This is a genomic window from Sphingomonas crusticola (assembly GCF_003391115.1).
GTDB lineage: Bacteria > Pseudomonadota > Alphaproteobacteria > Sphingomonadales > Sphingomonadaceae > Sphingomonas_I > Sphingomonas_I crusticola.
In genome coordinates this window covers 988,058-1,007,516 of record NZ_QTJP01000001.1, presented here as the reverse complement: position 1 = coordinate 1,007,516, position 19,459 = coordinate 988,058, and the positions used below count along the sequence as shown (strand labels likewise).

At 63.9% G+C, this 19,459-nt stretch carries 17 protein-coding genes and 1 tRNA gene; 9 read left to right on the top strand and 9 right to left on the bottom strand.

Features of this window, described 5'->3' with window-relative positions:
- Positions 1-34: 34 nt before the first annotated feature.
- The 3 genes from DX905_RS04855 to DX905_RS04845 all read right to left on the bottom strand — a co-directional run bounded on the left by DX905_RS04855 (position 35) and on the right by DX905_RS04845 (position 4,268).
- The gene (locus DX905_RS04855; protein ID WP_116090347.1) at positions 35-1,642 is read right to left on the bottom strand and encodes an AMP-binding protein; all 1,608 of its coding nucleotides are present in this window, start codon (positions 1,640-1,642) and stop codon (positions 35-37) included.
- A 70-nt stretch (positions 1,643-1,712) separates the two neighbouring features.
- Positions 1,713-3,953, bottom strand: coding sequence for a TonB-dependent receptor (locus DX905_RS04850; protein WP_116090346.1), 2,241 nt, complete (start codon positions 3,951-3,953; stop codon positions 1,713-1,715).
- 228 nt (positions 3,954-4,181) lie between these two features.
- Positions 4,182-4,268: transfer RNA gene (locus DX905_RS04845), tRNA-Leu, on the bottom strand.
- A 157-nt stretch (positions 4,269-4,425) separates the two neighbouring features.
- On the opposite strand from DX905_RS04845, the gene DX905_RS04840 reads away from it, so the two are divergent.
- The 6 genes from DX905_RS04840 to DX905_RS04815 all read left to right on the top strand — a co-directional run bounded on the left by DX905_RS04840 (position 4,426) and on the right by DX905_RS04815 (position 13,409).
- Entirely contained in the window at positions 4,426-5,352 is a 927-nt protein-coding gene (locus DX905_RS04840; protein WP_116090345.1) for a complex I NDUFA9 subunit family protein, read from the top strand.
- A 5-nt stretch (positions 5,353-5,357) separates the two neighbouring features.
- Positions 5,358-6,164, top strand: a complete 807-nt coding sequence (locus tag DX905_RS04835) for an undecaprenyl-diphosphate phosphatase (protein WP_116090344.1) — start codon at positions 5,358-5,360, stop codon at positions 6,162-6,164.
- Between the two features lie 161 nt (positions 6,165-6,325).
- Positions 6,326-7,753, top strand: coding sequence for an NAD(P)-dependent oxidoreductase (locus tag DX905_RS04830; protein ID WP_420822149.1), 1,428 nt, complete (start codon positions 6,326-6,328; stop codon positions 7,751-7,753).
- On the top strand, positions 7,750-8,328 hold the full coding sequence (locus DX905_RS04825; protein WP_162875464.1) for a DUF2059 domain-containing protein: 579 nt from the start codon (positions 7,750-7,752) through the stop codon (positions 8,326-8,328). The genes DX905_RS04830 and DX905_RS04825 overlap by 4 nt, the downstream gene beginning before the upstream one ends.
- Positions 8,329-8,330: 2 nt before the next feature.
- Positions 8,331-12,857: a glutamate synthase large subunit gene (gene gltB / locus DX905_RS04820; protein WP_116090341.1), complete on the top strand. Its 4,527-nt coding sequence runs from the start codon at positions 8,331-8,333 to the stop codon at positions 12,855-12,857.
- 351 nt (positions 12,858-13,208) lie between these two features.
- Positions 13,209-13,409 carry a hypothetical protein gene (locus DX905_RS04815; RefSeq protein WP_116090340.1) on the top strand — a complete coding sequence of 67 codons (201 nt, stop codon included), beginning with the start codon at positions 13,209-13,211 and terminating at the stop codon, positions 13,407-13,409.
- A gap of 74 nt (positions 13,410-13,483) precedes the next feature.
- Here the strand turns inward: DX905_RS04815 and DX905_RS04810 are convergent, their stop codons facing one another.
- Positions 13,484-13,723: a hypothetical protein gene (locus tag DX905_RS04810; RefSeq protein WP_116090339.1), complete on the bottom strand. Its 240-nt coding sequence runs from the start codon at positions 13,721-13,723 to the stop codon at positions 13,484-13,486.
- A gap of 277 nt (positions 13,724-14,000) precedes the next feature.
- Between DX905_RS04810 and DX905_RS04805 the strand changes: the two genes are divergently transcribed.
- The gene (locus tag DX905_RS04805) at positions 14,001-14,204 is read left to right on the top strand and encodes a hypothetical protein (protein WP_116090338.1); all 204 of its coding nucleotides are present in this window, start codon (positions 14,001-14,003) and stop codon (positions 14,202-14,204) included.
- Here the strand turns inward: DX905_RS04805 and DX905_RS04800 are convergent, their stop codons facing one another.
- Together DX905_RS04800 and DX905_RS15975 are read right to left on the bottom strand one after the other, a co-directional pair.
- A complete protein-coding gene (locus tag DX905_RS04800; RefSeq protein ID WP_116090337.1) occupies positions 14,205-14,393 on the bottom strand; it encodes a hypothetical protein in 189 nt (62 codons plus the stop codon).
- Between the two features lie 83 nt (positions 14,394-14,476).
- Positions 14,477-14,815 carry an NAD-glutamate dehydrogenase gene (locus DX905_RS15975; RefSeq protein WP_162875463.1) on the bottom strand — a complete coding sequence of 113 codons (339 nt, stop codon included), beginning with the start codon at positions 14,813-14,815 and terminating at the stop codon, positions 14,477-14,479.
- A 174-nt stretch (positions 14,816-14,989) separates the two neighbouring features.
- On the opposite strand from DX905_RS15975, the gene DX905_RS04790 reads away from it, so the two are divergent.
- On the top strand, positions 14,990-15,712 hold the full coding sequence (locus tag DX905_RS04790) for a Crp/Fnr family transcriptional regulator (RefSeq protein WP_116090336.1): 723 nt from the start codon (positions 14,990-14,992) through the stop codon (positions 15,710-15,712).
- 38 nt (positions 15,713-15,750) lie between these two features.
- On the opposite strand, the gene DX905_RS04785 is transcribed toward DX905_RS04790, so the two are convergent.
- Entirely contained in the window at positions 15,751-16,311 is a 561-nt protein-coding gene (locus tag DX905_RS04785; RefSeq protein ID WP_116090335.1) for a DUF308 domain-containing protein, read from the bottom strand.
- Positions 16,312-16,419: 108 nt separating this feature from the next.
- Between DX905_RS04785 and DX905_RS04780 the strand changes: the two genes are divergently transcribed.
- Complete coding sequence (locus DX905_RS04780; RefSeq protein WP_116090334.1) at positions 16,420-16,998, top strand: TetR/AcrR family transcriptional regulator; 579 nt, start codon at positions 16,420-16,422, stop codon at positions 16,996-16,998.
- Positions 16,999-17,051: 53 nt separating this feature from the next.
- On the opposite strand, the gene uxuA is transcribed toward DX905_RS04780, so the two are convergent.
- Both uxuA and DX905_RS04770 read right to left on the bottom strand, forming a co-directional pair.
- The gene (gene uxuA, locus DX905_RS04775; protein WP_240320720.1) at positions 17,052-18,269 is read right to left on the bottom strand and encodes a mannonate dehydratase; all 1,218 of its coding nucleotides are present in this window, start codon (positions 18,267-18,269) and stop codon (positions 17,052-17,054) included.
- 32 nt (positions 18,270-18,301) lie between these two features.
- Positions 18,302-19,459 (bottom strand): Gfo/Idh/MocA family protein, encoded by a 1,158-nt coding sequence (locus DX905_RS04770; protein ID WP_240320719.1) that lies wholly within the window; start codon positions 19,457-19,459, stop codon positions 18,302-18,304.

Here is a 19,459-nt window from a genome sequence, read left to right as displayed (position 1 = left end):
TAAAGCGGCGAGCCGTGGACTGCCGGGAGTGGCGTTAACGGCGGAGCCGTTTGGCTTCCATCTTCCCGTTTTCGTAATCGGAGCGCAGCCGATTTTTGTCGATCTTGCCGGTTGCGGCAAGCGGCATCGATGAAATCTCCACGATCTGGTCGGGAATCCACCAATCGGCCACCTTGCCCCGGAGTGCGCCGATCAGCTTCTCCGGATCGATGTCCCGGCCCTGCCGCGGTTCGACGATCAGCACCGGGCGCTCGCCCCATTTCGCGTCGAGACGCCCGATCACAGCAGCCGCCCCGATGGTCGGGTCGCATCCGACGATTGCTTCGATCTCGGTTGGATTGATCCATTCGCCACCGGACTTGATCAAGTCCTTCGAGCGCCCGCTGATGGTGAGATTTCCCGCTTCATCGATCGAGGCGAGGTCGCCCGTATCGAAATAACCCTCCTCATCCAGCGCGTCGCTTTCCGCCTTGAAGTAACGGTCGAGCACGCTGTGGCCTTTGACCTTAAGATGGCCAACGACGCCTCGCTGCTGCGCGAGCGTCGCCCCGTTTGCATCGGTCAGCTTGAGGTCGAGGCCCATTGGCGGACGACCAGACGCCTGGGCATCCCCCGGCGCCGCGTCCGAAGGGGCGATCGTGCCCATGGGCGACAATTCGGTCATGCCCCAGCTGGTCTGCACACGCGCGCTCAGCCGTTCCTCCATGCGGCGAATCAATGCCTCAGGGCAGTTCGATCCGCCGATCAGGACACGCTTGAGGTCAGGCAGTTCGCCGCCGACCGCGTCGAGATGGTCGACCACGCCCATCCACACAGTCTGGACGCCCACCGCGACCGTCACGCCTTCGTCGCGGATCAATGCGGCAAGGCTTTTTCCATCGGTATGCCGCCCTGGCAGTACCAGCTTGGCACCGACCGCCGGCGCGGCAAAGGGAAGTCCCCACGCATTGGCGTGGAACATCGGCACCGCGAGCAGGACAACGTCGTTGCCGGCCAGGCCGATCGCATCCGCCTGCAATGCACGCATCGCGTGGAGGTAGTTGGATCGATGCGTATAGAGCACGCCCTTGGGCTGACCGGTGGTACCCGACGTGTAGCACAGGCCGGCGGCGGCATTTTCGTCGAAATCGCCCCACTTGGCGGGCGCGCCGTAACGTTCCAGCAATGCCTCATATGGCCAGATGCGGGGAGGATCGGAGTCCTGAAGTTCCGTTGCCGCTAAGCCGTCATCCATCAGAATGACATGCTCGACAGTCGGGCAAAGCGGCCCCAACTCGCGCAGCAGCGGCATGAGGTCTGCCGACGCCGCGATGGCACGATCCTCCGCCTCGTTGATCATCTTTGCCAGGTGGGCGATAGTCAGGCGCGGATTGAGGGTGTGGCACACCAGCCCAATGCCCATCGCGGCATAATAGGTCTCGAGATGATACTGCGTGTTCCAGGCGAGCGTGCCTATACGGTCGCCGAAACGCAGCCCTAGCGCTTCAAGCGCGCCCGACAGCCGATTGCTACGTTCCCGCAGCGCCCGATAGGTTGAGCGCCGCACGACCTGGCCCGCGTCGGCCTGAACGATCTGGCCGTCGCCACACCATTTGGCCGCGTGGTCGAGAAACTTGTCTACGGTTAGGCTATAAGGCTGCATCACGATTTCGAAATAGAGCGAAACAAGCGCAGCGGTCGCCGCGCGGCTTGCGACGACCGCTTATGCTTCATCAGAACGTCTTAAACAGCTTGACGCCATATTGACGCGGCGGCCCGGCAAAGTTGAGGCTGCTGTTAAGTGCGCCCACATAATGCTGGTTGGTCAGGTTGGTGGCATAAGCGGTCACCGTCCAGGTGCGGTGCGTGAATGCCAGTTGTGCATTGAGGATGTTGCGGTCCTCCAGCCTGTCGCCGAGTGCCGGCTTCTCGAACAACGTCGCCCATTGCGATCCGACATGGCCGAAATTGACGCGGGGCGTCAGCGTGTCGCCCGAACTGAGGCTGAATTGATATTCGGCGAAGACGTTGAAGGTTAAGTTCGGTGCATAAGTTTGCCGCCGCCCCTTCAAATTGATGCAGTATGGAGTGGCAGGACCCGTATCTGGGTTGCATAGCCCTGGAGCCGGCACCGCCGGGGGCAGGTTGCGCGGATCCACTGCGTAGAATTGGCCGATCTGGCTGTGAAGCAGATTGGCCCCGGCACCGAATGACAGGCCGCCGAACTTGAAGTCCGCCTCGGCTTCGGCACCATATATCTTGGTGGTGCCCGAAACGTTGAGTTCGGTGGTCAGTCGTGGATTGTCCGGTCGCCCGAGGATCGCCTGGAAATGGTGGTACTCGTTATAGAAGCCGTCGACCGTCGTTCTGATATGGCTGCCAAGGAAATTGGCTTTCCAGCCCGCCTCGAACGACCGCACCTTTTCCGGGCCGAATGGCGGGATCGGGCCGCTTCCGAAGGTAGGCGTGTTCAAGCCGCCCGGACGGAAGCCGGTTGCCACGAAGCCGTAGAAATAATGATCCGAGCTGGCCCTCCAGCCGAGCGACACCTTGTAGGAGAAATCGTCCGATTTGGTCGTCTGCTCGGCGGGGGTGATAAAGCTCCCAAGCTCGCGAATGAGCACATGGTTGGTGCTGCGGCTAGCCGTGTAGCGGCCGCCCAGATCCAGTTTCAGGTCGGAGGTAAGGTTGTATCCGACCTGACCGAACAGCGCGAGGGAGCGCTCCGGATTGGTGCCTTGCAGACTGTAATAATCGGGAATGCCGAAGCCGGGCAAGCCGATGAACAATTTGTAGGGTGCGAGGAAATTATATTTATTCCAAAGCCCGAACGCACCGAGCAGCCATGTAAAGCGCTGGTTGTCAGGCGAGATAAGGTTGATTTCCTGCGAGTACTGCTTTTCGGTCAGTGTGTCGCCGAAGGTGGAAGTGTTCGCCGATGTGCCGTCGAGATCGGCCAGGTAGAAGCTGTGGCCATGCGAAAGTCCGCTGACGGAGCGAACTTTGACGCCGCCGCCAAGCTCATATTCGATCCGCAGGATCGACCGGAAGAATTTGTCGCGCGCACCCTGCGGCGAGTTGGCAGTGATATCGAACGGGTCCCGATAATTGGGATTGGGCGTGGTGCTGCCATAGGGAAGAAACTTGAACCGATCCGTGTAAGGATCGGCCGGATAGGCCCCCATATCAAGATAGTCCGCATCAGTCTTGAAGAGGATCGACAGCCGGTCGGTGGGCTTCCACAGCACGCTGATCCGGCCAGCAAACTGGCGCAGATCGCCATTATTGCCGGTATATTTCGAACCGCCGGGACCGGTGATGTGGTAAAAGCCGTCGCGCCGCTCGCCGAAGAAGGCGACACGCACCGCGATGTTCTTGCCTACGGGAAGGTTGATCGCGCCCTGCGCGCCGAAATCGCTATAATTGCCGTAATTGGCGTTGAAATAGCCATGCACCCCGCCGCCAATGACCGGATCGTTGGTGTTGACGAAGACCGCTCCACCCGTCGCATTCTGGCCCACGATCGTGCCCTGCGGGCCGCGCAGCACCTGGATATTCGCAACGTCGAAATAGGGCTCCTGTTGGAAATAGCCGGGGAAGGTGGGAACGCCGTCGCGGTAGGTGATCACCCCGGTCGTCGTCTGCGTATTGTGTTCGGCCTTGCCGATACCGCGCACGTTGAAGTCGTTGCCCTGGCCGAAATTGTTGACCACGATGCTGGCGGTCGCGAATTGCAGCGCGTCGACATTGGCCACGCCTTTCGCGGCAAGCTCCGAACCGCCGAGCACGGACGCCGCGACCGGCGTTCTCATCAGATTTTCTGATCGACGCTGGGCGGTAACGACGATTTCGTCCACAGGCGCATCGGCCGCCGCGTTACCACCTGACGATCCCGCGGACGTCTGCGCATGGGCAAGTCCGGTCCACGTCAATGCCAGTGCGGACGCACCCAGCCACATTCTCCAGGTCTTCATAACCCCTCCTAGCATCTACTCTTTCCTGCGCTCTTCGACGCATTTCAGCAGGCTGGAGCATATTCACGTAAAGTTCAATGCTAATTATGTAGAGAGTGAATGATCTGGTGCGCCAGCGGAGTCGCAACGGCCAAGCCTCGATTTCCTGCCGATGGGAGATGATCCAGGCGCACCGATAGCGATCGGTCAACCGCGCCGCGGTTGAGATATGAATGCTTCGGCAGTGAGTGGTGCCCAGAAGAGGACTCGAACCTCCACGCCCTTGCGAGCGCCAGCACCTGAAGCTGGTGCGTCTACCAATTCCGCCATCTGGGCACGGGGTAGGGGGCGCGCTTTAGGGGGCGGGCTCGCGGCTTGTCAACCGAAGTCGCCGCCTCTCGCCGCCTACAATCGCGAGACTAAGTTCAGATGCTTGCATGGGCGCGAGGCTGGGGGCATGGGCGGGCCGGTATCCGCGTGAGGATTTGACGGGATGGATGAGCTGGTAACCCTGTTCGGCGGCGGGGGATTTCTCGGTCGCTATGTTGCGCAGGAGCTGCTCCGCAGCGGCGCGCGCGTGCGGATTGCAGAGCGCGACCCGCTCGACAGTTTCTTTCTCAAGCCCCTCGCGGCATTGGGCCAGGCGCAATCGGTGCGCGCCGATGTCACCAAACCGGAAACGCTTGATCGTGCCGTGCAGGGTGCGGATGTCGTCATCAACCTGGTCGGCATCCTGAAAGGGCGGTTCGATGCAGTCCATGTTGACGGAGCGCGCAATGCCGCCATTGCCGCCGCTTCGGCCGGAGCGCGCCGCTTCGTCCAGATTTCCGCGATAGGGGCGGACGCGCAGGCGCAGTCCGCTTATGCCCGCAGCAAGGGGCTGGGCGAGCAGGCAGTGCGCGAAGCCTTTCCTGGCGCAACGATCATCCGACCTTCCATATTGTTTGGCCCGGAGGACGGCTTTATCAACAAGTTCGCGGGCATGATCTCGCTGGCACCCGTCATACCGGTAATACGGCCCGATGTCCGCTTTCAGCCCGCCTGGGTCGTCGATGTCGCGCGTGCGGTGGCCAAGGCGGCACTGTCGCCTGAAACGGCCGGCGATACGTTCGAGCTCGGCGGTCCTCAGGCCCTATCGATGCTGGAGCTACAGCGCTGGATCGCCGATGCGGTCGGCCGCGCGCCGAAGCTGGTGGCACTTCCCGATCCACTCGCCGCGGGAATGGCCAAGTTCGGATGGCTTCCGGGTGCGCCGATCACTTGGGATCAATGGCTGATGCTGCAGCATGATAATGTCGTATCCCAAGGCGCCAAGGGCTTCGCCGAGCTTGACATCAGGCCCGCGCCGCTCGCGGCGGTCGCGCCGACCTGGCTGGTGCGTTATCGCCGCCAGGGCCGCTTCAGCCTCAACGCGAGCTGAGCGGCGTGGATATCGTCACACCCATCCTCCTCGGCATTGTCGAGGGGCTGACAGAATTCCTTCCCGTCTCCTCCACCGGCCATCTTATTCTCGCCACCAAGTTACTCGGCTATGATGCCGCCCGGTGGGAGGTATTTAACATCGTCATCCAGTTGGGCGCGATCCTCGCGGTGATCGTGCTCTACTGGCGAACTTTCTGGGCCGTCCTGATGGGGTTGGCGCGGCGCGATGCGGCTTCGTGGCGCTTCCTGCGTAACATCCTCGTCGCTTTCATCCCCGCGGGCGTGATCGGGCTGGCGCTGCACAAGAAGATCGAGGCTTTGCTCAGTAATGCGCAGGTGGTGGCCGTTGCGTTGATCGTCGGCGGCATCGTGATCCTTCTCGTGGAGCGATTGGCCAAGCGCCAGAACGTTGCCGGGGTGGCGGATATCCCGCTGCCGACAGTGGCCGGCATTGGCTTTATTCAGTGTCTGGCGATGGTGCCGGGCGTCAGCCGGTCGGGAGCGACCATCATGGGCGCTCTTGCTTTAGGCGTCGAACGGCGCACGGCTGCGGAGTTCAGTTTCTTTCTCGCGATTCCCACGATGATGGGAGCGACAGTAATAGAGCTCTACAAGAACCGGCATGAATTGACTGCTCCGGGAGCAGTCGGATTGCCGACGATCGGCGTCGGTTTCCTGGTCTCGTTCCTGGTGGCCATCGTCGTTATTCGGGCCTTCGTGACAATCGTGACCAAACACGGATTCGCGCCGTTCGCCTGGTATCGGATCGCTGCCGGAGCGGCTGCTCTGGTATGGCTTAACATTATCTAGGTCCGCTGCGGCACTAAATATCGCCGAAGAGGCTCTGAGGCATCGGCTAAACAGCTTCATTATCGGAAAATAGGACAGAACAGCTTCCACATCGGCCATTTTCCGCGTGACATCAGCGGCGTCCGCCATCATGGGGGCGACGGAGATTGCACATGGCCGGAATGCTGACTTTCCCAATCGTCGAGCAGGATTATCCTGAAAAGCGCGCTGCGGGCGCTCGGGCGGCTGATTTCGAGGAAATTTCCCGCGCATATGCCGTCGCCAAGGCGGAAGAGCAGTCGTCGCGCTGCTCGCAATGCGGGGTGCCCTATTGCTCGACTCACTGCCCGCTCCACAACCATATTCCCGATTGGCTACGGCTGACCGCTGAAGGACGGCTGCGTGAAGCTTATGAACTCAGCAACGCTACCTCCACGATGCCCGAGATTTGCGGCCGCATCTGCCCGCAGGACCGGTTGTGTGAGGGCAATTGCGTCATCGAATTTTCCGGTCACGGCGCGGTCACGATTGGCTCGGTCGAAAAGTTCATCACTGACACGGCGTGGGAGGAAGGCTGGGTCGAGCCGCTGGTTCCGGGGCCGGCGCGCGGCCAGTCGATCGGCGTGATCGGCGCCGGCCCGGCCGGGTTGACCGTCGCCGATCTGATGCGCGCGCGCGGTTACGACGTGCATGTCTATGACCGGCATGACCGGATGGGTGGGCTGCTCACCTACGGCATTCCCGGCTTCAAGCTGGAGAAGCATATCGTCATGCGCCGGGTTGACCGGCTGGCGGCGGGGGGCGTGGTCTTCCACCACGATTTCGAGGTCGGGCGTGACGCGACGCTCGACGAACTGCGCCAGCGGCACGATGCGATTGTGCTCGCCACCGGCGTCTACAAGCCGCGCGCGATCAAGGCGCCTGGCGTTGGCGCGACCGGCGTGGTGGAGTCGCTCGACTACCTCACCGCCTCCAATCGCAAGGGCTTCGGTGACGATGTCGCGGCGTTCGACGATGGCAGTCTCAACGCGCTGGGCAAGCATGTCGTGGTGGTCGGCGGCGGCGATACGGCAATGGATTGCGTGCGGACCGCGGTTCGCCAGGGCGCGGCCTCGGTCCGCTGCCTCTATCGCCGCGACCGCGTCAACATGCCGGGCTCGCAGCGCGAGGTGAAGAATGCCGAGGAGGAGGGCGTCGAGTTCGTCTGGCTGTCGGCGCCGGAGGCCTTTCACGGCACCGAACAGGTGGCCGGCGTACAGGTGACCAAAATGCGGCTGGGTGAGCCCGACGCGTCGGGCCGCCGCGCGCCCGAGCCCGATCCGGGCGCGGGGTTCAGTCTTGAGGCCGATCTGGTAATCAAGGCGCTCGGCTTCGATCCGGAAGAGTTGCCGCGCCTGTTCGACGCGCCGGAATTGTCGGTGACGCGCTGGGGCACGGTGCGGGTGGATCACAAGACGATGATGACCAGTCTGGACGGTGTGTTCGCGGCAGGCGACATCGTGCGCGGCGCGAGCTTGGTCGTGTGGGCGGTGCGCGACGGCCGCGACGTCAGCGAACGCATGCACGAATGGCTCAAGGCGAAGGCGCAAGCCGAGAAGGTGGCGGCATGAACATATTCGTCTTAGCCGCTGCCGCTGCCGCTAGCGTTCCGGCCCCGGCCCCACTTGTGCCGCCAGTCATAGAGGCGGTCCCGGCCAAACCGGCGGATCCAGCGGCAATGAACTCCGCCCGCCAGCTTATAAAGCTGATGCATTTCGACCAGACCCTGGACCAGATGATGGGGACGCTCATCCCGACGATGGGCAAGGGTGTAGTTGCCCAAATCGAGCAGGATAACTCGGACAGCTTGATCCAGCAGATCAAGACTACGCCCGGCGGACGTGAAGGCTTGGAGCGTATCTTCGACGAGGAAATGCTGAAGTCGATGCGGAGCCGTTATCCGGAAATATTGGAGGCCGCCGCACGTGAATATGCTTCGGCCTTCACTTCCGCAGAACTCGATCGGATCATCGTCTTTTATCAATCGGGTCCCGGCGCGAAGTGGGTCCAGCTAAGCCCGCAGCTCCAGCAAAGTATCGGCCCAATCGCCGGCGCTATTGGCCGCCAGGCCGGAATCGAAGCGGGCACGCGCATGATGGAGCGGGCAGCCAAAGAGTTGGTATCAACCAAGAATACGAGTTCATGACCATGGCCCAGTACGACATGAGCGCTGAACGCGAACGCCTCGCTCGCGAAGGCATGTATCGCCCCGAGTTCGAGGGCGATGCGTGCGGCGTCGGCCTGGTCGCCGCGACCGATGGCAAGGCATCCCGCCGCGTCGTTACCGCGGCGATCGATGCGCTGAAGGCGGTGTGGCATCGTGGCGCGGTCGATGCCGACGGCAAAACCGGCGACGGCGCCGGCATCCACGTCGATCTGCCCGCACGCTTCTTCGACGATGCGATCGAGTCCGCCGGGCATCGCCCGCGCCCGAACCGGCTGGCGGTCGGCATGATCTTCTTGCCGCGCACCGATCTCGGCGCACAGGAGACGTGCCGGACGATCATCGAGAGCGAGATCATCGATTTCGGCTATACCATCTATGGCTGGCGCCAGGTGCCGGTGGACGTGTCGTGCATCGGCGACAAGGCGATGCTGACCCGGCCCGAGATCGAGCAGATCATGATCGCCGGGCCGATGCCCGAGGTCGAGAGCGCGGAGGAGTTCGAGAAGAAGCTCTACCTCGTCCGGCGGCGGATCGAGAAGAAGCTGGTCGAGGCGCAGATCCAGGGCTGCTACATCTGCTCGCTGTCGTGCCGCTCGGTCATCTACAAGGGTCTGTTCCTCGCGGAGGAATTGTCGGTCTTCTATCCCGACCTCAAGGACGAGCGCTTCGTCAGCCGGGTCGCGATCTTCCACCAGCGTTATTCGACCAACACCTTCCCGCAATGGTGGCTGGCGCAGCCGTTCCGCTGCCTCGCGCATAACGGCGAGATCAACACGATCCGCGGCAACAAGAATTGGATGAAGAGCCACGAGATCAAGATGGCGAGTCTCGCCTTCGGGACGCATTCCGAAGACGTAAAGCCGGTCATCCCGGCGGGCGCGTCCGATACCGCGGCGCTGGATGCGGTGTTCGAGACGATCTGCCGTTCGGGCCGCGACGCGCCTACCGCCAAGCTGATGCTGGTGCCCGAGGCGTGGCAGGATGCCGACCTGCCGCAGCCGGTGCAGGACATGTATAATTATTTCGCGAGCGTGATGGAGCCGTGGGATGGCCCGGCCGCGCTGGCGATGACCGACGGGCGCTGGGTGGTGGCGGGCGTCGACCGCAACGCGCTGCGGCCGCTGCGGACGCTCCGCACCGCCGACAATCTGCTGATCGTCGGGTCGGAAGCGGGCATGGTGGTGGTGCCGGAGAGCTCGGCGATCGCCAAGGGCGCGCTGGGGCCGGGCCAGATGATCGCGATCGATCTGCAGGAAGGTCGCTTCTACGAAGATGCCGAGGTCAAGGCGCGCATCGCCGGCGAGGCACCTTATGGCGAGTGGGTGGCGGGCTTCCGCACGCTCGCCGACCTTCCGGTGCCGGAAGGCGATCATCTCCCGCAATGGACGCGTGGCGAGCTGATCCGCCGCCAGATCGCGGCCGGCCAGACGATGGAGGATATGGAGCTGATCCTCGCGCCCCAGGTCGAGCAGGCCAAGGAAGCGATCGGATCGATGGGCGACGATACGCCGCTCGCGGTCATCTCGGACAAGCCGCGGCTGATCAGCCATTTCTTCCGCCAGAATTTCAGCCAGGTGACCAACCCGCCGATTGACAGTCTGCGCGAAACCCGCGTGATGAGCCTGAAGACGCGGTTCGGAAACCTCGCCAACATCCTCGACACCGAGGCGCAGCAATCGGGCGTGCTGGTGCTGGATTCGCCGGTGCTGACGTCGCGCGAGTGGGTGAAGCTCAAGACCTATTTCGGATCGGCCCATGCGACGATCGACTGCACCTATCCGCTCGACGACAGCCCCGATGCGCTGCGCCAGGCGATCGCGCGCGTGCGGCGCGAGGCCGAGCAGGCGGTGCGCGAGGGCAAGAGCGAATTGTTCCTGACCGACGAGAATGTCGGGCCGGGGCGGATCGCGATCGCGATGGTGCTGGCGGCGGCGGCGGTCCACATCCACCTCGTGCGCCAGGGGCTGCGTTCCTATGCGTCGATCAACGTGCGCTCGGCAGAGTGCCTCGACACGCATTATTATGCGGTGCTGATCGGCGTCGGTGCGACGACGGTGAACGCTTATCTTGCGGAAGCGGCTATCGCCGACCGCCATGCCCGCGGCCTGTTCGGCGAGCTGGCGCTGGCGGAGTGCTTCAAGCGCTGGCGCAAGGCGATCGACGATGGCTTGCTCAAGATCATGAGCAAGATGGGGATCGCGGTGATCTCCTCCTATCGCGGCGGCTACAATTTCGAGGCGGTCGGGCTGAGCCGCGCGCTGGTCAACGATTTCTTCCCGGGCATGCCCGCCAAGATTTCGGGCGAGGGCTATGCCTCGCTCCAGCTGTCCGGCCGCATCCGGCACGAGAAAGCGTTCGAGGGCGGGCCTTCGGTGCTGCCGGTTGGCGGTTTCTATCGGCAACGTGCCGGCGGGGAGGCGCATGCTTATTCGGCGCAGCTGATGCACTTGCTGCAGACGGCGGTGCAGACCGACAGCTACAGCCAATATCTGCAATTTTCGCGCGGGGTGCGCGACCTGCCGCCCATCTATCTGCGCGATCTGCTGGAGTTCAACTGGGCCAAGGAGCCCGCGCCGATCGACAGCGTCGAGGCGATCACGGAGATCCGCAAGCGTTTCGTCACGCCCGGCATGAGCCTCGGCGCGCTGTCGCCGGAGGCGCATGAGACGCTGGCGATCGCGATGAACCGGATCGGCGCCAAGGCGGTGTCGGGCGAGGGCGGCGAGGACAAGAGCCGCTACACGCCGTACGAGAATGGCGACAATGCCAACAGCGTGATCAAGCAGATCGCGTCGGGCCGGTTCGGCGTCACCGCCGAATATCTGGGCTCGGCCGAGGAATTGGAGATCAAGGTCGCGCAGGGCGCCAAGCCCGGCGAGGGCGGGCAGTTGCCCGGCTTCAAGGTGACCGAGTTCATCGCCAAGCTGCGCCATTCGACGCCCGGCGTGACATTGATCTCGCCGCCGCCCCACCACGACATCTATTCGATCGAGGATCTGGCGCAGCTCATCTACGACCTCAAGCAGATCAATCCGCGCGCGCGGGTGTGCGTCAAGCTGGTCAGTTCGGCCGGCATCGGTACGGTCGCGGCGGGCGTCGCCAAGGCGCATGCCGACGCGATCCTGGTCGCGGGCCATGTCGGCGGCACCGGCGCTTCCCCGCAGACCAGCATCAAATATGCCGGCACGCCGTGGGAGATGGGCCTGTCGGAGGTCAACCAGGTGCTGACGCTCAATGGCCTGCGCCATCGCGTCAAGCTGCGCACCGACGGTGGCCTCAAGACCGGGCGCGACATCGTCATCGCCGCAATCCTGGGCGCCGAGGAGTTCGGCATCGGCACGTTGAGTCTGGTGGCGATGGGCTGCATCATGGTGCGGCAATGCCATTCGAACACCTGCCCGGTCGGCGTGTGCACGCAGGACCAGGCGCTGCGGTCCAAGTTCGTCGGCACGCCGGAGAAGGTTATCAACCTGATGACCTTCATCGCCGAGGAGGTGCGCGAGATTTTGGCGCGGCTCGGTTACAGGAGCCTCGACGAGGTGATCGGGCGGACCGAATTGCTGCGCCAGGTGAGCCGCGGCGCCGAGCATCTCGACGATCTCGATCTCAACCCGATCCTCGCCAAGGTGGATGCGCCCGACCATCATCGCCGCTTCCAGCTCAGCACCTTCCGCAACGAGGTGCCCGACAGTCTCGACGCGCAGATGATCAAGGACGCGGCGCCGGTGTTCGCGCGGCGCGAGAAGATGCAGCTGACCTATACGGTGCGCAACACGCACCGCGCGGTCGGCACGCGGCTGTCGGCCGAGATCACGAGCAAGTTCGGCATGACGGCGCTGGCTGACGGCCATGTCCATATCCGCCTGCGCGGATCGGCCGGCCAGTCGCTCGGCGCGTTCGCGGTCAAGGGCGTGACTTTGGAAGTGTTCGGCGAGGCCAATGACTATGTCGGCAAGGGCCTGAGCGGCGGCACGATCATCGTGCGGCCGATGGTCTCGAGCCAGCTCGACACCAAGAACAACACGATCATCGGCAACACCGTATTGTACGGTGCGACCAGCGGCACGTTGCTGGCGGCGGGGCAGGCGGGCGAGCGGTTCGCGGTCAGGAATTCGGGCGCGACGGTGGTGGTCGAAGGCTGCGGCGCCAATGGCTGCGAATATATGACCAACGGCACCGCCGTGATCCTCGGCAAGACTGGCGAGAATTTCGGCGCGGGCATGACCGGCGGCATGGCGTTCGTGCTCGACGAAGACGGCCGCTTCGCCGAGCGCGCCAATGACGAGAGCATCGTCTTGCGGCGGCTGGGATCGGTCTATTGGGAGGCGCGGCTCAAGTCGCTGATCGCGCTGCATGCGACCAAGACCGATAGCCGCTGGTCCAATGCGATCCTCGACGATTGGGACCGCTGGCGCGACCATTTCTGGCAAATTGTGCCGAAGGAGATGCTGACCCGGCTGTCGCACCCGCTGGAAGATGTGGCGGAGGAGTTCGTCGCGGCGGAATGAGCGGGAAGGGCGGGGGCGTTGGCGCCTCCGTCCCGCCCCTCCATGAAGGGCAAAATCAAAAAAACACCAGAAACGAACTTGATGATTTGCGGGGCGAGAGAGGCTCATGCCGTCATTGCGGGCGCTTAAATTCGGTCCCGATATCAGCGCGAAAAACCTACCCTCCTTAGCAGCGGCCGAACCGCAGGCGCTTTGTACTCTATATGTTCTCATTTGTCGAGCGGTGAATTCGCAGGAAATCCACCGCTATCGTGAGCTGCACTCATCTGACCAGCGGGTCCCCATGACAATGTCGGGGGACGAAATCGAAGCGCGCATCGACAGCTGCGGCGCAATCGCTATCCGCAAGCGATGAGCATCAAAGCGACGATCATGAATGCGGCCAGCGGCCAGCCGATCCAGAAGCATCTGTTCGGCCGGATGCCGTTCGTCGGCACCGCCTTCTATCTGGAAAATGGCGAACGCGTCACCGCGCAGCGGGTGGATGTCGGCAAGCCCGAACCTGGCAAATTCGCCACCCCGGTCGACGTGTGGGTGACGCGTAAGGCATAGCCGCGAGGGGCGTCGGGCGGCGGAAGACTGAACGGCGGGCGCAGTTCGGTTGCGCGGACTTCGCACCCTAGCGGCTAAGCGCCGGTCCGTTTTTCGTGGGCCGCTTGAGCCGTGCCGAACCGGACGATCACCCCCGAGCTCGGTCGCTCGATCCGGTAAACCTTGCGGGAATTGCACCAAAGCTCCAGCGGATGGATGCCATCATAAGTGCTGGCCAAGCGAAGCGCCGCCTGATCGTCGGGAGCGTCAAGATCCTGGGCTCGATCAATATGCCCTGAGCGGGGATTCATGAAATAAAGACGGTAATGCGTCATAAGAGCCCCCTGCAACTTCGTGCGGGAGCTTCACATCGGCTCGCCGCCACCGACGCCCGAATCAAGCGCGATGAAATAGTAACGCAGGGCCGGGCGCTATTTATTAATCCAAATCTATATTTCTTCGGTCGAAAGGTGGCAACGGCGGCCGGTTCGTGACGCTTTTTCTTGCTGTTCTAGCTGTCACCTCGTGGAGAAACTTCGTGGACCCATCCGGCCGATTTGGCGCATATTCTCGGGGTATCATGACGGATCGTCCTACCGGGGGGCGTGGGCGATGAGCCTGGAACCCTGCCGGATGCGCGGCGTGGCGCTGCTCACGGACGAACCAGACGTCGACGCGATCGCGCTGCGGTTGCTGGCGGAGAAGGCGGAGGAGCGCCTGGAGCGATACGACACCGCAACCGCGCGGCGGCGGCAGCTGGCGCGGTCGCTGCGCGCGGCCGGCCTGGCACAGGTCATGCCGGACCAGACGGCCTGATCATTTCCCGCGTTGTTTGTCGCGTTCGAAGCGCGGTTCGCCCATCAACCCGACGATCTTCGCGGCATAGCCGTCCGCCAGCCGGCAGTGAAGCGGCCTTGCCCCCACGCTCGCCTGGACGGCGCGGGCTCGCTCTTCTGCCTCGCGGCGGAGCAGGTAGACCAATTCCGTCTCTTCTATCGGCCGCATTGACTTCTCCGTCGCATTCAAAGGGGTCGGCCCCTTTCTCCGCCGGCTATGGCCGCACGGGGCCGACGCATTAAGGGCAGGCATCAGGGGGAGTCCGGCCATATTGGCATGGGCGGACCCGCGGGCCCCGACGCGTCCGCCGTGTGCAGATCCAAGGCGAGGCTCGCTTCGATCGCCTCAAGAATGGCGAGCGATCGCGCCAGCGTCGCGGGCGTGTCGCCCATATCGGCGCCGACATCCTCCTTCACCGCGGCGGCCGTCGCGACGATCTCGACCGCGTCCGCCACGGTCAGGACCGAACGCGCCACCAGCCCGTGGATCAGGCTTTCCACCAGCAGGATCGCGGCCTGGCCGTGGGGGTCCGGCCGGTGCGGCGGTTCCTTGCCCGGCGGGCTGTTATCGTTCGAATTGCGCGCGCCCATGACGGGGTCTCCGGGTCAGGCGAGAGCGCGCGTATCTCTCAGCCGCCGGAGCCTGGAAACGGGCCAGCGATGGTCCGCTATAGCGGAAGAAACCGCCACGATCCTTATCCATATCAACATTCGACTATAACTTTCGACAATATTAAACTATTCTCGGCCGTGGGATGATGACCCATGGGCAATCGCTTCGTCGAAAAGCTGCGTAATTTCGGCATATTAAGCCCGGATGATGAAGCTGCTCTTGCCGGGGCGACGGCCAGGCCGAGCAAGATCGCGGCGCGGAAAGACCTGATCCGGGAGGGCGATCGTCCAGGCCCGGTGTTCGTCATGCTCGAAGGATGGGCATGCCGTTACAAAATCCTGCCGAACGGCTCGCGGCAGGTGCTGGCGTTTCTGATGCCGGGCGATTGCTGCGACCTGCATATCGGGCTGCTGGCGGAGATGGATCACGGCATCCAGACGATCACGCCGGCGGTTGTCGCGACCATCGCGCGGAACGAGATGGATGCGATCATGGACCGGCACCGTGCCGTGGCGAAGGCGATGTATATCGCGCAGCTGGTCGATGAAGGGACGATGCGTTCCTGGATCACAAGCATGGGACGGCGGACGAGCGTCGAGCGCGTTGCCCATCTGATGTGCGAACTCTATATCCGGGCCCGCAATATCGGCCTCGCGTCGGACAATCAGATTGCCTTGCCGCTGGCGCAAATCTTGCTGGCTGATTCGCTCGGGATGACGCCGGTCCATCTCAATCGCGTGCTCAAGGAATTGCGGCAAAGCGGGGCCATGACCCTGCAGCGCGGCAGCCTGCTCATCACCGATCCCAAAAAGCTGGTCCATGTCGCCGGGTTCGACGAAAATTACCTTCACCGCAGGCTGCGAACGGCGGCTTAGCAGCGACGGGCGATCCTGCCACGCTCCGCGGGAACGGGTCAACGGCCGCGCCGCACCGTCAGCCACAGCGCCGAGACGAGGAAGTAGAAGGCGCCGAAGGCGGCATAGGGCGCGACATCGGTAATGCCGTGGACGGGGGCGCCGAGCGCTTGCCTGATGAAGAAGCCGCCGGCGAGCGCCGATTGCGCGCCGCTCAAAAGCATTGTCCATTGCGCGCCATAGCTTTTCCAACGGCGCAGGCCGGTGGCGAGCTGGAGCAGGCCGGCGACGATCGCCCATGCCCCGAAGATTGCGACGACGGCTATGGTGTCGTTCAGCGACGCCAGAATGGCGAGCGCGGCGATGCCGCTGACAACGGCATTGATCGTCTGGCTGCGATTGCGGGCGAGACCGCCGCTGCGCCGGGCGTCGATCAGATTTGCGGCCGCATCCCACGCCGGATAGGCGACGAGCAGGATGGCGGCGACGGCGGGTACATCCTTGCCGATCGTGAAGGCGCCGGCGACCCAGCCGGCGGCTACAAGGCCACGCGTGAAGTAATAGTTGCGGAGCGACGCGCTGCTGGCGGACGGGCGATCGATCGTGACTTGAGCAGTCATAGGGGCCTCCTTGAGCTGTTAGCTACCTACCAGTAGGTAGGCTTTGCCAGCTAGGCGGTTGTGCGGCGGATAGCAAGCGCTTACCTACCTAGTGGAAGGTAGAATGCGATGAATGGATCGACGGCCGAGAAGATCGTGCGCGCGGCACGCGACCTGATCATGACTCGCGGCTATAATGGCTTCAGCTATGCCGACATCGCCGAGGCGGTGGGAATCCGGAAGGCGAGCATTCACCATCATTTCCCGGCGAAGAGCGATTTGGCGAAAGCCGTGGTCGAGGAAACGCGCGCGGTGATCCACGCGCAGACGGAGATGCTGGCGACGGCCGACCCCGACGCGGGCGACCAGCTGCGCAGCTATGCCGGCTATTGGGAACGCTGCATCGCCGACAATAGTGCGCCCTTCTGCGTGGCGGGCATGCTCGCCGCCGAATTGCCGAGCCTGCCGGACGACCTGGCGGCGTCGGTGCGAGCCCACTTCGCCGACCTGACCGGCTGGCTGACAGGCTTGCTCAAATTGGGCGTGAAACAGGGGAGCGTGACGCTCGCCCGATCGCCCGAGGAGGAAGCGGACGCCTTCATGTCGGCAATTTACGGGGCGATGCTGTCGGCGCGCGCTTTTGGCGATCCGGAACGGTTCGGGGCGGTGGTCGAGACCTTGCTCTCCCGAATAGTCCGAATCCGGTAATGCCGGCCGTTCCTCGGCCGGTTCGCCACGCTTGATGGGCTGTCGCTCGTCGCTCAGGCGGCGGCGGCCGCGTGCGCGATACCCCGTTCGAGCCCGCGCAGCTCGGCCAGGCCGCGCATGCGGCCGATCAGCGAATAGCCCGGGTTGGTGGTGCGGGTGAGGTCGTACATCATCTGATGGCCGTGATCGGGTCGCATCGGGATCGAGCGCCCGGAGCGCTGCTGGATATTGTAAAGCGCGGCGACGATCTCGGCCATGCGGGCGTCGCCCTCGAGATGCGCCGCCTCGTGGAACGAGCCGTCGGGCTCATGCTGCACCGAACGCAGGTGCACGAAGCCGATCCGATCCTGTAGCCGCTCCACCATGCCGGGAAGATCATTGTCCTGCCGCGCGCCGAACGATCCGGCGCAAAAACACAGGCCATTGGCGACGCTGGGCACGCGGGCAAAAATCGCGGCCACGTCCGCCTCGGTGCTGACCACGCGCGGTAGTCCGAAAATCGGGAAGGGCGGATCGTCGGGGTGGACGACGAGGCGAATGCCGACCTCTTCCGCCACCGGGCAGACCGCTTCGAGGAAAGCCGCGTGATGTTCACGCAGGCGATCGGCGCCGACGTCGCCATATTGTTCGACCGCGCGCAGCAGCTCGGCCGACGTGAAACTCTCCTCGCTGCCCGGCAGGCCGGCGATGATCGTCTGCTCGAGCTCGAGGCGCGCGGCGGCGTCCATGGCATGCACGCGCCGCTCCGCCGCCGCGCACGTCGCCTCGTCATAGTCGCGCGCGGCATCGGGGCGGCGCAGGATGTAGATGTCATAAGCGGCGAGCGCGACGGGCTCGAAGCGTAATGCCAGCGCCCCGTCGGGCATCTCGTAGCGCAGATCGGTCCGCGTCCAGTCCAGCAGCGGCATGAAATTGTACGTGACGACCCGCACGCCCTCAGCGGCGAGGTGGCGGAGACTTTCGCGATAGGCGGCGAGATAGCGATCGCAGTCCGGCGCGCCGAGCTTGATCGATTCATGGACAGGCAGACTTTCGACGACGCTCCAGCCGAGGCCGGCGCGCGTGATCTCGGCACGGCGCGCGGCGATCGCCGGCCGATCCCAAACCATCCCGTTCGGTATGTCATGCAGCGCGGTCACGACCTCGCTGGCGCCGGCCTGGCGGATGTCGCGCAGCGACACGGGGTCCGCCGGGCCGAACCAGCGCATCGTCTGCGTCATCAGCACCGGATCATTCTTCTGGGTCAGCACCATTGCCTCATTTTCGCCCATCCCGCCCGGCCAGATACCGCGCGGATACTTCCCTATCCCGCCGTCGCCCGCGTCGCCCTGGCCGAAGCCTTCAACACCAATTCAGCCGCAAGCAATGCACCGTCCTGATCCTGCGCAAGCGAGGTGCGCTCGACCAGATCGGTGATGAATTGCGGCCCGAACGGCAGCGGCACTTTCGAACAATCAAGGTAGCGCGTGCCCTTCCGGTCGGCGACGAACAGGTGGTTGCCGCCCGGCCGGCCCGCAATATCGACATATTTGCGCAGCTCGATATAGCCCTCGGTGCCGAGGATGAAGAGGCGGCCGTCGCCCCAGGTCGGCAGCCCGTCCGGCGTGAACCAGTCGACACGGACATATCCGGCGCCGCCGTCGCCGTGCATCATCATGTCGCCGAAATCCTGGAATCCGGGATGTTCGGGGTGCCCGAAATTGCCGACCTGCGCCGCGAGCACGGTCGCGCGCTTGCTGCCGGTCAAGTACACGAACTGATCCGCCTGATGGCTGCCGACGTCGGTCAGGATGCCGCCGTTGAGTGCCGGATCCCAGAACCAGGCGGGCCGGGTCGGTGCGGACACACGATGCGGGGCAAGGTTGATCGTCTGGATGACGCGACCGATCGCGCCCTCGTGCACCATCTGCCCCGCCATCACGGCGGCCGGCACCTCCAGCCGCTCGGAATACATGATCCCGAACTTGCGGCCCGTGGCCTTGATCGCGGCGCGGACCTCGGCGAGCTGCTTCAGCGTCACCACCGCGGCCTTGTCGCTGAGATAGTCCTTGCCCGCGCGCATCACCTTGATGCCGAGCGGCGCGCGCAGCGCCGGGATGGCGGCGCTGCACACCAGCTTGATCGCCGGATTCTCGACGATCTCGTCCTCGGAGCGGGCCAACGGCACGCCGGGATAGCGCTTCTGAAAAGCCGCGACCTGTTTCGGATCGCCGGCATAGAAGGCGGTGAGTACGCCTCCGCCGCGGATCATGGCATCGGTGATCGCGTAGATATGGCCGTGATCCAGCCCGATCACCCCGAACGGAACGCGATATTTTGCCTCCGGCACCGGGCGCGCGGGCGCACTCTCCGTGGGGGCGTCGCCCCGCGTGGTCGACTGGGCGAGCGCTTCGGCGGCCATGGCCGACAGGCCGGTGCCAAGGGCAAGGCCGATCAGGTCGCGGCGGCTGGTGTCCTTCAC

Coding starts and splice junctions, on each gene's coding strand:
- DX905_RS04790 (WP_116090336.1), top strand. CDS start 14,990: ATGGGCAATCGCTTCGTCGAAAAGCTGCGTAATTTCGGCATATTAAGC.
- DX905_RS04830 (WP_420822149.1), top strand. CDS start 6,326: ATGCTGACTTTCCCAATCGTCGAGCAGGATTATCCTGAAAAGCGCGCT.
- DX905_RS15975 (WP_162875463.1), bottom strand. CDS start 14,815: ATGGGCGCGCGCAATTCGAACGATAACAGCCCGCCGGGCAAGGAACCG.
- DX905_RS04800 (WP_116090337.1), bottom strand. CDS start 14,393: ATGCGGCCGATAGAAGAGACGGAATTGGTCTACCTGCTCCGCCGCGAG.
- DX905_RS04805 (WP_116090338.1), top strand. CDS start 14,001: ATGAGCCTGGAACCCTGCCGGATGCGCGGCGTGGCGCTGCTCACGGAC.
- DX905_RS04840 (WP_116090345.1), top strand. CDS start 4,426: ATGGATGAGCTGGTAACCCTGTTCGGCGGCGGGGGATTTCTCGGTCGC.
- gltB (WP_116090341.1), top strand. CDS start 8,331: ATGGCCCAGTACGACATGAGCGCTGAACGCGAACGCCTCGCTCGCGAA.
- uxuA (WP_240320720.1), bottom strand. CDS start 18,269: ATGGGCGAAAATGAGGCAATGGTGCTGACCCAGAAGAATGATCCGGTG.
- DX905_RS04815 (WP_116090340.1), top strand. CDS start 13,209: ATGAGCATCAAAGCGACGATCATGAATGCGGCCAGCGGCCAGCCGATC.
- DX905_RS04825 (WP_162875464.1), top strand. CDS start 7,750: ATGAACATATTCGTCTTAGCCGCTGCCGCTGCCGCTAGCGTTCCGGCC.
- DX905_RS04810 (WP_116090339.1), bottom strand. CDS start 13,723: ATGACGCATTACCGTCTTTATTTCATGAATCCCCGCTCAGGGCATATT.
- DX905_RS04855 (WP_116090347.1), bottom strand. CDS start 1,642: ATGCAGCCTTATAGCCTAACCGTAGACAAGTTTCTCGACCACGCGGCC.
- DX905_RS04850 (WP_116090346.1), bottom strand. CDS start 3,953: ATGAAGACCTGGAGAATGTGGCTGGGTGCGTCCGCACTGGCATTGACG.
- DX905_RS04780 (WP_116090334.1), top strand. CDS start 16,420: ATGAATGGATCGACGGCCGAGAAGATCGTGCGCGCGGCACGCGACCTG.
- DX905_RS04785 (WP_116090335.1), bottom strand. CDS start 16,311: ATGACTGCTCAAGTCACGATCGATCGCCCGTCCGCCAGCAGCGCGTCG.